Genomic DNA, 13,955 nt, shown 5'->3' with positions numbered 1-13,955 from the left:
CGTAGCCTCCTGGGTTCCGGGCGTCAGCTGTTGGCACCGGGCTGGCCGGCGATCTGGGTGATGGTGAACTGGACGAACTCGGCGGGACGCACTGGAGCGATACCGATGTCACAGATCACCTGACCGGCGTCGATCGTCGACGAGGTGTTGTTCGTACGATCACAGATCACATAGAACGCCTCGTCGGGCGTACGCCCCAGCAACGCACCCTGACGCCACTGATCCGTCAGGAAACTACTCACCGAATGCCGGAGAGTGGCCCACAGACGATCGTCGTTGGGCTCGAACACAGCCCACGTGGAGGACTGACGGATGGAATCCGATAGGAACGACACCAGACGACGCACATTCAGATAGCGCCAGTCACGACTACTGGACCGCGTACGCGCACCCCACACCAACAGGCCCCGGTCGGGGAAGACGCGGAGGCAGTTGACCCCCTTGTCGTTCAGCTCACCGTGGCGCTGGTCGGTGAGCAACGTGGGGAGGGACAGCACGCCGCGCAGGTTCTGGTTGGCGGGGGCCTTGAAGACGCCGCGCTCGGCATCCGTACGGGCCCACACGCCGGCCAGATGGCCGGACGGGACGACGGTGCGCGGGATGCCGTCCACGCCGGGCACATTGACCCAGGGGTAGTACAACGCCGTGAACGCCGCATCCTCTACTTCCGGGCCCGCCAGCTGCCCGAGGAATTCCGGCACACCGGCCGGTGCGGTGTCGGGCGGTGGTTCGAGGAGGGCAAGCCGGTTGCGCATGGTCACGCAGTGGCTGACCACTTGGCCCATGACGGCAGCGCCGGTCTCCGCTGTGGTGCCTTCGCGCCATACGTCCGGGACGGCGACCATGGTCACCTCCGGCACCGTCTTGAGTCCGGCCAGACCCGTGCGTTGGTCGGGGTCGCCGTCGACCTCGCCCGCGAGGGTCTTGCCGGGGTCGAGGCGGAGGACGTAGCAGGATGTTCCTCCGTTGGCGAAGAAACCGTAGACGGCTTCCGGCAGTTGGATTTTCCCGGACTGCTCGAAGTATTCGGCGAAGACGGTCAGCTCTTTCTTACGCCGCTTGAGGCCGGCCAGTTCGTTCCCGGCCGCGATCCAGAGCCCGTACGGCCCGGAAAGGGGTTCCGCTTCCGCAACCTTCTTCGCTGCGGCCTCGGCCGCTGCCCTCTTCTCCGCTCCCACGACTTCGTCGGCCCAGTCGGCAGCCTGCACTTCGGTGAGGACGGTGAATTCCGGCTCGGTGAGGGGGGCGTCGTCGCCCGTGGTGGCCTTCTCCTTGAAGTCCGCCTCCAGGGGCTCGAGCTTCGCTCCGGCCTCCGTAATGGCCCCGGACAGCCTCTCCAGCTCCCGCCTCAGCTCCTCCGCCCCCATCGGGGAGCGGAAGTGAAACGTGTCCACGAACTCGGACCAGCTGTTGATCCGCACCGGCGGCGTGGGCGCCTGTGGGCCGCACACGGTGTAACCGAGGAAGGCGGGGGTGGACGTCCCCACCCCGGTGATTGTCCGGACTCCGCTCGAACGCTCCTTGATGAACACTCCGGGTGCCAACGGACCTGAAACCATGCCCTGTTTGCCCCTCTCATCGGGAATGCGACCCTTCACCCAACCACTCCGACGGAGTACGCGCATGCAAACGAAGGAAGGTACGACAGATGACGTAGCGGAATCCGCCTCGCACGGCTTCGCGGGAGTAGGCGGTGTGCGGTAGACGCGAAGGGAGCATTGGCCGCGGACACGGTGGCGACCGCCAGGATGGCGAACAGTCCGCCGAAGACCAGGGAGAAGAAGCGTCCGGGTCTCCTATCGGACCAGGGCACTGCGGGTGAGACAGACACGGTGTCGGCAGCGCCCGCCACAGCCAGACAGCCGAGCGCCGGCCACAACGACCCTGCCAGACCGAAACAGGCCAGCGCCAGGCCCCAGACGCAGGCTGCGGACAGCGTCGGTGGTCACGGCCCGGGTTGCGTGTGCGGCAGGGAATCCCAGCGGGTGATGAGCAGCCCGGCCATCGCGGGACCGGCAGAACGCGGTCCGCACCCGTGCGCCCTGCCCCTTGGGGCGGAGCCGGGTCGCGTGCGGCGGGTCTCTCAGGCGGAGGCGCGCAGGATGTGTCCTACCCTGAGCGCTCTCTGCCACGTAGCGCGCCACAACTCGCAGCTTCGTCCATGGTCAACTCGATTCACCAGACACAGTCGTCATGGAATCGAGTCTCCCACCGCTTGGAGCGCCGCCCCGGTGGCGTCGTGGCCGCCACCGGGACGTCGGCGGCCCGCCCATCCGGTCAGTCCCCCTCCGTCCTCGGGGGCCGGCGATGCCGCGGGCGGGCGCGGCGCCGACATCCGGCAGCGCGAAGCCGGCGGCCCGGCTCAGATGCCGGAGGAGACCTCGGCCTTCCCGTCGGGCCCCGTGTCCTTTCCCTCGTCTCCCTCGGCCGCGGCCGGCTTGCGGTTGCGCCGGACCGAGGAGAGGAAGGCCCAGGCGATCAGGACGACGCCGACGAGGCCGGTGATGACCTCGTGGATCTCGTACTGGATGGTGACGAGCAGGATCACGGCGAGGGCGCCGATCGCGTAGTGCGCGCCGTGCTCCAGGTAGACGTAGTCGTCGAGGGTGCCCTGGCGGACCAGGTAGACCGTGAGCGAGCGGACGTACATGGCGCCGATGCCGAGGCCGAGGGCCATCAGGACGATGTCGTTGGTGATCGCGAAGGCGCCGATGACGCCGTCGAAGGAGAAGGACGCGTCCAGGACCTCCAGGTAGAGGAACATGAAGAACGCGGCCTTGCCGGCCATCACGACCGCCGAGACCTTCTTGCCGCTCCTCCTGGCCTCTTCCTCGGCCTCGTGCTCGCGCTCCTCCTCTTCCTCGAGCTTGTTCTCGAAGTAGCCGGAGAGGCCGCCGACGATCAGGTAGGTGATCAGGCCCGCGACGCCGGCGATCAGGACGGTCTGTGCCTTGTCCGCATGGATGCCGCCGTGCTGGCGGGCGTGGGTGGCGAAGGTCATCGAGGAGACGAGCAGCACGATGAGCGCGATGCAGACGGAGAGCCTGTCGACCCTGCCGAGCTTGGCGAGCGGACGCTCCAGCCGGCCGAGCCACTTGATCTCCCGGTCCTCGAAGATGAAGTCGAGGAAGATCGTCAACAGGAACATGCCGCCGAAGGCGGCGATCGACGGGTGGGCGTCGGTCACCAGCTGCTGGTACGTGTCCTTGTCGTCGAGCGCGAGCCGTACCGCTTCGACCGGACCGATCCTGGCGCTGATGGCGACGATCACGACCGGGAAGACCAGGCGCATGCCGAAGACCGCGATCAGAACGCCGACGGTGAGGAAGATTTTCTGCCAGAAGGCATTCATCTTCTTCAGGATCCCGGCGTTGACCACGGCGTTGTCGAAGGACACCGAGATCTCGAGGACGGACAGGAACGCCACGACCCCGAAGCCGGCCCACCCCCCGTAGAACACGGCCGCGGCCAGGCCGAGCGCGGTGACCGCGAACGACCAGCCGAATGTTTTCAGAAGCCACTGGCCACCCAATCGTTTTTTACGGGGCTCCCCCGCGCCGTACTTGGCTTTACGAAACACTGGCCTCGAAGCCTGGAGCGATGCCTCGCACCCCTGACGCATACCCCAGGCCAACGGCGCGGAACGCAGCCGGGAGCACCTCGACCGCGGCGACTGGCCCGCCGTCCTCGGCGTCACCCCCTGGCCCCGGGCGGCCGCTCCATCAACCGCTTCCACGACCTGCTGGACGAGGCGAACTCTCGGCCCTGCGGGAGCTCTACGCGGCCACGGCGCGCCGAGGGAGCCCTGCCGGTCGAGCTCAGCCACCTGCCCAGCGCGGGCCGGGCAGCCAACGTCGCCCTCCACCCGGTCGTCCGGCCCTATGAGATCGCCGTCGACGCGGCGCCGTCCGTACCTGCCGACCGCGTGCCGCCGCTGTCCGACCCGCCCTGATCCAGCTGGACGACCCGGCCCAGGGTCCCTGGCCAGACCGGGCCTGATCAGGGGGCTCCCGGAGCCTGGTCCCAGGTGGCCCCCGAGCGCCTGACGCCCATCAGATTGACGTCGCGTCAGAAAAACGCAAAACACCCTCTGACCTGGGATTTCTCCCACATCAGAGGGTATTTCCGCACCGTCGGGACGGCGGGATTTGAACCCACGACCCCTTGACCCCCAGTCAAGTCGATAATCAAACAAAATTGAATAAACCCCCCGAAAGGGGGATTCTTAATGTGGGACATAAGGGGCGGCGTTCGGTGGCCTGTGTGTCGTGTGGTCCCAAACTGGTCCCAGGCATAGTCCAGTTCGACGCACCGCCCGACTTGACCCGTCACCCCGAAAGGCGACACCCCCAAGGCGAGGTCCGGCCCCCCTCCCGCTGCTGCGCTTGCCCTTGCTCTTCACCGACAGGGGCGCGCGTGGAGCCTCTTATTTCGCTTCTCCGCACATCGGGCGGCAGCGTGGATCCGTGGTTGGCCAATGTGTGGCGGGATAGGTGGCCGCTCACCATTCGGGTTCTCTCCGGCCACCGCGGAGGCCGGAGGGAAGGCGACGTGGGCTCCTGCCCCGGGTGGGGGGTCAGTTGTCAGTGAGCGTTTCGCCGTGGCGGAGCCAGGGGCGGGCGAGGGTGATCAGGGCGAGTGCGGCGAGGGCGACGGCGACGAGCATGACGAGGGCCCTGGGGGTGGAGCTGGTTTCGCCGAAGAGGCCGACGAGGGGGGAGGCGAGGGCGCCGAAGAGGAATTGGAGTCCGCCGAGGAGGGCGGAGGCGGCTCCGGGGGCGGTGCGGCCGAGGGCCTGGCCGAGGGTGGTGGCGGCGGGGAAGATCAGTCCGACGCCGAGGAGGGTGACGAAGAGGCTGGCCCAGGTGCCGGCGAGGGTTTCGCCGGCTGTGCCGAGGATGGCCAGCTGGCCGGTCACCCCGAGGCCGCATATGGCGACGCCCGTGGTCAGCATGGTGTTGAGGCTGATCTTCCGGGAGAGCCTGCTGAAGGCGAAGCCCGCGATCAGCATGCCGACGGCGTTGGTGGCGAAGATCAGGGAGTAGGCCGTGGACGAGACACCGTGCAGGTGCTCGAAGACGAAGCTGGACCCGCTGATGTAGGCGAACAGCGCGGCCGAGGTGAGGCCGAGGACGAGGACGTACCCCCATGAACGCGCGCCGACGGCACAGGCCGACCATGGCGCGGAATGTGTTCCCCCGCCCCCGTCATCGGCACCGCCTTCAAGGCCTCGGCGAGTTCGGGGGCGATCCGCTCGTGCGTGTTCTTGGTATTCAAGGCGTTCGCCTCCTCGCGGCTGCAGGCAAGGGCCTTGACGGCGGTCTCCTCGCCGCGGAGATGCCGCGCCCGACAGGCCTGCACGCGGCATCTCCCTGATGCTCAGGTCAGCACGAGGAGACGGACGTGTGGATCACGTGGAGCAGCTCGCGGACCAGCCCGCCGGCCAACGTGGCGGAAGCGGCGTAGAACGCCACCTGCCCGAGGCCCTGGACAAGACGATGGCGGGCACGTCGCCGCTTCTGGACGGGGCGGTGCGTACGGTGGGACATGACGGTCTCCGTTCAGGGGATGAGTCGGCTGCCCCGCACCGCGTGGTCCTGGCAGGGATACGGTGCGGGGCGCGCAGTTTCTGCAGCCCCAAGCCTTATGGCTGACGTCCGCTGAATGCAGCTCCCGAGGCTCGAATCTCGATGTAAGTTCGGCGCCATGGACGGTGATCGAACCACCAAGTGGGGCGAGGGAACTGCGGCCGATCTGGTCGCCGACGCGCACTCTCTGGGCGTGATGAAAGCCAGTCCCAGGATGGTGACCTCCTGGGTCGAGGACGGGATGCTCGCCAGCCCCGAGCCGCGCAAGACCAGCCCCCACGGCAGCGATCCGCGGGTCTTCCCCCCGGAGCAACGGGAGTTGTTCACCAGGCTTCTCGAGGCTCGAGAACGTTCCCCGCTGGGGCGCATTCCTCAACGCTCGCTGATCCGTGTCGTGCTGTACCTGTGGCTGATCGACGACACGATCGTGCACACCCCGCAGGCGCGTCGAGCCTGGCGTACCCACGCGCGCGCCACTGGCCAGACGACCGCCGTCCGGCGCGGCAAGAACGTCCGCGCCATCGTTGAGCAACTCGCCCACCCCTCGGCTACCCTCAAGCAACGGCGCGTCGCCCAGCTCGTCCTCGAGGAAGGCGAGCGGACCGGCCGGATCGACATCGGCAAACTGACCGCGGTCCTCACGGAGCTGTACTCGCCCTGGCCCGTCCAGCCGGGCATGCCGAGGATCGAACGAGCCCTCCCCGGCCCGTTCGGGCCCGTTTCCGTCCAGCACCACATCGCGATGTGGAAAGCCCGCGAGCAAACATTCCGCCGTCTCCGGCACGAGGAAATCGACGAAAACGAGCTCGACCGAGTGCGCGCCGTCTACAGACCGATGTGGGCCGACTACCAGGCCCGTCGGCCCGCCATGGCGACCATCGGCGACGGAGAGTTCGCGGCGTACTTCGCAGAGCCCGACACCATGGAGGGCCGCGCGATCAAGGCGGTCGACGCCTTCGTGGGAACGCTCGCCGGCGAACTCGGGCTGATCGAAGCCGCGGCCCATGCCGCAGAGACGGCACGCCTCAGACTGGCGCGCTGACGACCCCAAGGTCGATCCACCGCACTTCAAGATCAACTCATTTCCTCTTTGACCCGTATCCGGGTCACGCCCCGGTATGACTGAGTCCGAACGCGAGTACATCCGGGAGAAGTCTCTTGAAGGCCAAGCCTCCGCCCGCGAACGCGGACGGCACGGTGGACGCCCCAAGGTCTTCGACGAGGACATGATTGCCTACACCCGCACCCTGCGGGCAGAGCGGCTTCCCCTTGCTGATCGCCCTGCCCGGCGGTCCCGGCCACGACAGCAACTACTGGGCGTTCGGCGCCTTCGGCAAGGACAAGCTCTCGCTTGAGGACAGCATCACCAAGTGGTACCAGCAGGGGAAGAGCAAGCCCTTCCTGCTGGCCATGCCGATCCTCAACCCCGGTCCGGACGACGGCGGCATCTACTGGGACGGCAGCGACATCCCCGGCCAGCCCAAGATGGGCACCTGGCTGACGGAAGACGTCCCGGACCTGATGAAGCAGAACTTCCGCACCCTGAAACCGCGTGACGGCTGGGCCTTCATGGGCTCGTCCACGGGCGGCTTCGTCGGCCTGAAGTCCGTGCTGCAGAAGCCCGACAAGTTCAAGGCCGTCATAGCCTCCGGCCCCGACATCGTGCCCGACTCCCTGCTGTGGAAGGGGCACGAGACGCAGCGGCAGGAGAACAACCCCGAGATCCTGGCCAAGCGGCTGATCGCCGCCAAGGGCCCCCGACGTCTACCTGTCGTTCCAGTACGGGACGAAGGAGAACGCGAAGATGATCAGCGACGTCAAGAAGTTCATCGCGACGTACGCCAACAAAGGCCCGATCCGCACCAAGCTGAACCTTCTGGAAGGCCCTACTCCGTCTTCCTGACGACGAGGATCACTTCACCGCGTTCGCTTGACGAGAAGCCCCGCCCGCACACCGGAAAGGAACGTGCAGACGGGGCTGCTGCGTAAGCGCCCGGCAACACGAGCCACGAACCATCCAGCGGGATCCAGCCAAGACCGGATCGCCGTACTCGTGCATGTCCCAAGCCGACGGCAAGCAGAAATCACGGCCCAGCACATTTAGGCCACTTGTTCGAGTTTGGGCCCGCGGCCACCTGCTTCCGGCAGATGATCTTCCCGTTTCCTACTGAAAGGAGGTGGGGCGAGTCGTGTTCAGATCCGCACGTCGCGCAGTCGTCATCGCCTTGGCAACTGCATTGCTGGCAACTACCACCGGCGGTGCCGATATGGCCCGGGCGAGGCAGATCGGCGATCGAGGAGGCCCGCTCGCGGGGGCCTCTGTTGTGACACGTACAGCCAAGGATCTGCCCAAGCCGCCCAGGGCAATGACCTTGGCGCAGCGCAAGGCGCAGGTGCATGGTTCGCAGGGAAGTTACTCGCCGATGCGCGAGTTCCTCAAGCCGAGGCGCCAGCGGTTACCCGCCGAGCCGGCACCGAAGCCGGACAAGCCGTTGAAGGTTGGGCCCGCCGCCAAGTCCCTCAAGGGTCCGGCCGCGCGTGCCGCAGCGGCTGGAGTGCCCAACCCGGACTGGGTCTCCGCCTACGCGACCGCCTATCCGGGCATGCTGTCGATCGGCGGGCAGGCGAAGTTCTCCTCGGTCTCGGCGTCGGCCGTATCCGGGCTGTGGCTGTATGTCATGGACGAGAACAAGAACCCGGTGCACCAGCAGGAGATCAAGCGCTCGACCGGCGATCCGGAAGGGAAGTATCTGGAGAACGGGGCCTGGTGCTACGGCTGGTGGCCCTCCAATCCATACCCTGCCGACCAGTGCTTCTGGTGGAGTTCCTCCTTGAACGGCGGGCATCTCCAGGACGGCAAGAAGTACTACGCCTGGATCTTTCTGGAGGGGACGGACGGCTCCGGGAGCCCCGGAGGGATGACGTCGCCATTCGTCCAGGCCTTCTACACTCCGGACATTCCTGGGACGCAGGCCGGGCTGTGCCACTGCTACGGGCAGACACGCCGCGCGGACCCGGTGAATACCGCCACCGGGGCGTTTTACGACCGGAACACGGACGCCTCCCTCGTGGGTGTCGGCACTCCGTTCTCAATGGAGCGTACCTATCGTTCCGACTCGGCTGAATCCGGACTGCTGGGCCGAGGCTGGGCAACTTCTTTCGACGCCAAACTGACGATTACCGCCGGGAGTAGTGCCACGCTCCAGGACGCCGACGGCGCCCGGGTGGCGTTCAAAGAGCAAGGGGGAAGCAGCTACGCGACTCCCGCAGGTTCGTCATTGCAGCTCACCAAGTCTGGGACCACGTACATCGTCGCCAGTCCTGACGGCACACGGCGGACGTTCAGCTCCTCAGGTCAGTTGACCTCTGTCGCCAGTGGCGGCGGAGCAGCCCTTACGCTGACCTATTCCTCAGGCCGTCTCGCATCGGTCAAGGACGGGGCAGGACGTTCGGTCCCATTCACCTTGGATGCTTCGGGGCTCCTGACCAGGATGACGCTGCCCGACGGCACGTCGGTCTCCTATGGCTATACCGACGGGCTGCTGACATCCGTGAAGGACCAGGTCGGCAAGACCACTACGTACACTTATGATTCCAACAAGCGGCTATCCACCGCCACCGGACGTGGCGGGGGAAAAGTCGCGAACACGTACGACGCTTCGGGACGCGTCGTCTCCCAGACCGACGGCTCGGGCAAGACGTCGACTTTCACTTGGGACAACAAACGCGAATCCCATATGACGGACCCGAACGGCGGGGTCTGGACCGATGTGTACTCCGGCAACGTACTGCTGGAGAGCATCAACCCGTACGGGGACAAGGTCTCCTACAGCTACGACCGGAATCTGCATCCAGTCTCCATCACGGACCCCTCCGGCAACACGACGGAGATGTCGTACGACACAGCTGGCCGCCTGAGCACACGGAAATCTCCTTCCTCGGTGGGACTGGCTGAGACCTGGACTTACGATGCCCAGGGGAACATCTCCAGCCACACTGACGGCCGCGGCAAGAGGTCGACGTATACCTACGACACGGCCAACCGGGTCACATTCAGCACCGACCCTGCCGGTGGCACGGTCGCGTACACATACACCGATCAAGGAGCCCTTGCGAGCGTCACTACGCCGCGAGGCAAGGCAACGATCTATACCTATGACGCGGCGGGCAACCGCACGTCGGTGACGACTCCGCTAGGCGAGAAGACGACCTTCCGTTACGACGCCGCCGGTCGGGTCACCGCGATGACCGACCCACGTGGCAATGCCGAAGGTGCCGATCCCGCTGCCTTCACCACGACCTACACCTATGACGGGCGTGGCCTCCTCCTCTCGGCAACCGATCCACTGAGGCACACAACCGCCTACGGCTACGACGGTGCCGGTCGTCTCCTCTCCGTGAAGGACCCGGCAGGGCGCATCACCGCGTACGCCTACGACAGTTCCGGCCGCCTCGTGGAAACCACCAACCCTGCGGGCAAGAAGCAGACGCGCGCGTACGACGCCAACGGGAACCTCACCTCGGTCACCGACGCCCTCGGCAATCGGACGACCTACACATACGACAAGGCGAACTGGCTGATCAGCACGGTCTCGCCGCGCGGCAATATCCTCGGGGCCAACGCCGCCGCCTACACCACGAGCTACGGCTACGACGCCAACGGCAACCGTACGAAGGTGACCGACCCCACGGGGGCCGTGACCACCACCGCTTACGACGCGCTGGGCCGCCAGGTCTCGGTCACCAACGCCCTCGGGCAGACCAGTAGCACGACATACGACGCCAATGACAACGTCCTGACATCCACCGACCCTCTCGGCAATGTCACACACCACAGCTACACCGACACGGGGCTGCTGGCGACCTCGACCGACCCGCTGGGCAAAGTGACCTCGTTCGGCTACGACGCCGATGGCCACCGCACGAGGATGATCAGCCCGGAAGGGCGCACGACCACCTGGTCCTACGACGACGACGGCCGCACTGCCACCCAGGTCGATCCCCGCGGCAACGTCAGCGATGCGGAGGCGGCGCAGTTCACCACCTCCTTCGGCTACGACGCCGCAGGCAACCAGACCAAGGTGACCAACCCGCTGGGGAAGTCGACCAGCACGGCTTACGACGCGACGAACCGCGCTGTGTCGACCACGGACGAACTGGGCAGGACGACCAAGACCGATTACGACGACCTCGGGCGCATTGCCGCCGTCACCGGCCCGGACGGCGCGGTCACCCGCTACACATACAACACGGCCGGTGACCTGGCCACACGCAAGGACCCCAACGGCCACACCACCACCTACGAGTACGACGAAACGGGACGGCAGACCTCCGTCACCGACCCGCTCGGCCGCCGGAAGACCTACGGCTACGACGTGGACGGCAACCGGATCACGGTCACCAATGCCCGCGGCGTCACGGCCAGGACCGACTTCGACGCTCGCGGCCTGCCCCGCGGCACCACCTACACCGACAACACTCCGACCGTGACCACGGCCTACGACGCGATCGGGCAGCGACGCTCCATCACCGATGGCAGCGGCACCCGCACCCTTGACTATGACAGTGCCGGACGTCTGACGGCGGTCACACCCAGCACGGGCAAGGCTGTCTTCTCCTACGCCTACGACGACATGGGCCGCATTACCGAGCGAACCAGCGATATCGGAAGTGCCGGCCCGACGGGTGCGGTGGTGGGTGTCAATGGTCTGTGCGTGGACGTGGACAACGGGCAGACGAAGGACGGCACCGTCATTCAGTCCTGGACCTGCGCCGGAGTGCCGGCTCAGCAGTGGACGTACGACGGCGCTCACCTGAAGGCCCTGGGTAAGTGCGCCGCTGCGACCGGTTCCGGCCGGGGTGCGCAGGTGAAGCTTGCCACGTGCTCGAACGATGCTCTTCAGCGCTGGACGTTCCGCGACAACGGCGAGCTGGTCAATGCCGCGGGTGGCAAGTGCATGGAGATCTCGAACGGCACCAACAAGCTGGGCACCCCGATCACGACCTGGGATTGCCTCGCTGCGGCTTGGCACCACTGGACCCTCCCGCGTCCGACGGGTGCGGTGGTGGGTGTCAATGGTCTGTGCGTGGACGTGGACAACGGGCAGACGAAGGACGGCACCGTCATTCAGTCCTGGACCTGCGCCGGAGTGCCGGCTCAGCAGTGGACGTACGACGGCGTTCGTCTGAAGGCTCTGGGTAAGTGCGCCGCTGCGACCAGCTCGAACAAGGGCGCACAAGTCAAACTCGCCACGTGCTCCGACGATGCCCTCCAGCGCTGGACCTTCCGCGACGACGGCACGCTCGTGAATGCCGCGGGTGGCAAATGCATGGAGATTTCAGATGGTACCAACAAGCTGGGCACGCCCATCACCACCTGGGACTGCCTGGACGTCGCTTGGCACCACTGGACTTTGCCCAGGTCAGGGATCGCGAGCAACACCATCCGATACGCCTACGACGGGGATGGCCTGCGAACTTCGGAGACGACAGCCGCGGGAACCATTGCCTACAGCTACGACCAGGATGGTCACCTCACGACGAGCAAGCTCCCCGCTGCCAACAGCTACGTGGAGAAGCGCGCCTACGACAACGCTGGTCATCTCACATCTGTCAGCAACGTCAAGGGGGCCTCTGCGCTCTCGACATGGGCGCAGACGCTCGACGACGCGGGACAGCCGGTCCAGATCGAGGTCACCCGTGCAGGGAAGGCAGCCAGCTACCAGTACTACGACTATGACCCCGCCGGCCGGCTGACCACCGAGTGTTCATCCGTCGCAAAGGCAGACAAGTGCCCGGATCTCTCCGCGGCCACGACCTATAGGTACGACCAGGTAGGCAACCGGCAGTTACAGAACCGAGCAGGCGTCAGCACCACCTACAAGTACGACGACGCCGACCAACTCATCCAGTCGGTCAGCGGTTCAGCAAGCCGTGACTTCACCTACGACGCCGACGGCAACCAGACCGGCGCGGGTGGTGACACCTTCGCTTATGACGCCAACAACCGCCTGATCAAGGCAGTGGCAGGTGGGGCGGCCTACTCCTATGGTTACGACGCCGACGGTAATCGCACGACGGCATCCAAAGACGGTGGTGGACTGCAACGCACCACGGCCTGGGACATCAACAACGCCCTGCCCCTGGCAGCAGCGGACTATGACGGGAACGGCACCTTACAGGCCGAATATCGGTACACTCCGCGCGGCCAGATCCAGGCCGAGGCCACGGGTGGCAACACCTACTACCACCACCGAGACCTGCTCGGCTCCGTCAGTGATCTGACGGACTCCAACGGCAACCTCCAGACCAGCTATACCTACACCGCGTTCGGCGAAGGCACCCAGACAAACGCCGGCGGGAAGCCACCGGCCAACCCCTTCGCTTTCGCGGGTGCATACCGGGAGCCGACGACCAGCGCCGCTGGTTACTACCTCCGGGCCCGTAATTACGACCCGGCTACGGGACGCCTCACCGGCACCGACCCCGCCCCGGCGCCTGTCGGCGAGCCCTATGCCTCGGCTTACCCGTACGCCGCCAACGCGCCGACCAGGTACACCGACCCCACAGGCTGGACCCCTGACGACCCCAACGACGACCACATCAAGTCGTTCAGTGAAGGAGCCAGGGTCTTCGGCAGCGGCTTCGTGGAGGGCCTCAAGCTCCCGTTCAAGTTCGTCGGAGACCTCTTCAACGCTTTGAGAGGGAAGAACGGCGGTACGGGTGGCTTCGTCGACGAGTACCTTCCTGTCCGCCCTGCCTACCGGCTCTACCACGCGGCAGAGATGTTCCGCGACCAGGGCTGCGACGAGCTCCACGACACTTACAGTCGAGCCGCCGATGACTTGGCGATGCAAATCGCGGCCACGGGTCTCGGTGGGCTGCGGGGCTGGAAGAAGGACGCAGTCACTCCGCCGGCAGGCGGACGGTACTACGGAGGCAGGAGCGAGACCCGCTACGGATTGCCGTACTACACGCCGGAACACCTGCCCTCAATGGAACGTATCAACCCAGAGGGCGGGCGAATGAACTGCGGGCTCTGTGCGACGGCCGGCGATGACCTCATGGCAGGCAAGAACCCTAACGCTGTGCCTGGAGCTGATCGCCCCATGCGTCCAGACGAGGTTTCGGCGCTGACCGGACGTCCGTTCGTGCGGAAGGGAGGACTCGACCCCCTCGTAAGGGACGTGCTCAGCTGGGGGCCTGGCGCCCGGGGGATCGTCGGCGCATGGCCGACCAGAGGTATGGGCCACTACTTCAACGTAGTGAACGCCGATGGCAAGGTGGTCTTCTTCGACTTCCAGACAGGGCGGGCAAACCCTGCCGACCAACGGTACAGAAACTACTACCTCATGAGGACCAACTGAG

Annotated in this window: 8 protein-coding genes; 4 read left to right on the top strand and 4 right to left on the bottom strand. The window is 66.1% G+C overall.

The window, feature by feature from the left end; translation table 11 throughout:
• Positions 1-23 precede the first annotated feature (23 nt).
• Both CYQ11_RS26280 and CYQ11_RS26270 read right to left on the bottom strand, forming a co-directional pair.
• Positions 24-1,487 (bottom strand): phage tail sheath family protein, encoded by a 1,464-nt coding sequence (locus CYQ11_RS26280; RefSeq protein ID WP_181143795.1) that lies wholly within the window; start codon positions 1,485-1,487, stop codon positions 24-26.
• Positions 1,488-2,362: 875 nt separating this feature from the next.
• Positions 2,363-3,532, bottom strand: coding sequence for a DUF475 domain-containing protein (locus tag CYQ11_RS26270; RefSeq protein WP_240003709.1), 1,170 nt, complete (start codon positions 3,530-3,532; stop codon positions 2,363-2,365).
• On the opposite strand from CYQ11_RS26270, the gene CYQ11_RS30935 reads away from it, so the two are divergent.
• Complete coding sequence (locus CYQ11_RS30935; RefSeq protein ID WP_107489265.1) at positions 3,521-3,952, top strand: lantibiotic dehydratase; 432 nt, start codon at positions 3,521-3,523, stop codon at positions 3,950-3,952. The genes CYQ11_RS26270 and CYQ11_RS30935 overlap by 12 nt on opposite strands.
• A gap of 624 nt (positions 3,953-4,576) precedes the next feature.
• Here CYQ11_RS30935 and CYQ11_RS29865 read toward each other — a convergent pair.
• The gene (locus CYQ11_RS29865; protein ID WP_099202783.1) at positions 4,577-5,011 is read right to left on the bottom strand and encodes an MFS transporter; all 435 of its coding nucleotides are present in this window, start codon (positions 5,009-5,011) and stop codon (positions 4,577-4,579) included.
• 373 nt (positions 5,012-5,384) lie between these two features.
• Positions 5,385-5,549, bottom strand: coding sequence for a hypothetical protein (locus tag CYQ11_RS29860; protein ID WP_181143794.1), 165 nt, complete (start codon positions 5,547-5,549; stop codon positions 5,385-5,387).
• 157 nt (positions 5,550-5,706) lie between these two features.
• On the opposite strand from CYQ11_RS29860, the gene CYQ11_RS26260 reads away from it, so the two are divergent.
• The 3 genes from CYQ11_RS26260 (at position 5,707) to CYQ11_RS30710 (ending at position 13,954) form a co-directional block, all read left to right on the top strand.
• The gene (locus tag CYQ11_RS26260; RefSeq protein ID WP_099202782.1) at positions 5,707-6,630 is read left to right on the top strand and encodes a hypothetical protein; all 924 of its coding nucleotides are present in this window, start codon (positions 5,707-5,709) and stop codon (positions 6,628-6,630) included.
• Positions 6,631-6,857: 227 nt separating this feature from the next.
• Positions 6,858-7,577: an alpha/beta hydrolase-fold protein gene (locus CYQ11_RS26250; RefSeq protein ID WP_341533607.1), complete on the top strand. Its 720-nt coding sequence runs from the start codon at positions 6,858-6,860 to the stop codon at positions 7,575-7,577.
• A gap of 200 nt (positions 7,578-7,777) precedes the next feature.
• Positions 7,778-13,954 carry a ricin-type beta-trefoil lectin domain protein gene (locus CYQ11_RS30710; protein WP_146104743.1) on the top strand — a complete coding sequence of 2,059 codons (6,177 nt, stop codon included), beginning with the start codon at positions 7,778-7,780 and terminating at the stop codon, positions 13,952-13,954.
• Position 13,955 lies beyond the last annotated feature (1 nt).

The sequence above is a fragment of the Streptomyces cinnamoneus genome (assembly GCF_002939475.1).
Classification (GTDB): domain Bacteria; phylum Actinomycetota; class Actinomycetes; order Streptomycetales; family Streptomycetaceae; genus Streptomyces; species Streptomyces cinnamoneus_A.
Note: the sequence above shows the minus strand (reverse complement) of the source record. Positions and strands in the feature narration are given on the sequence as shown.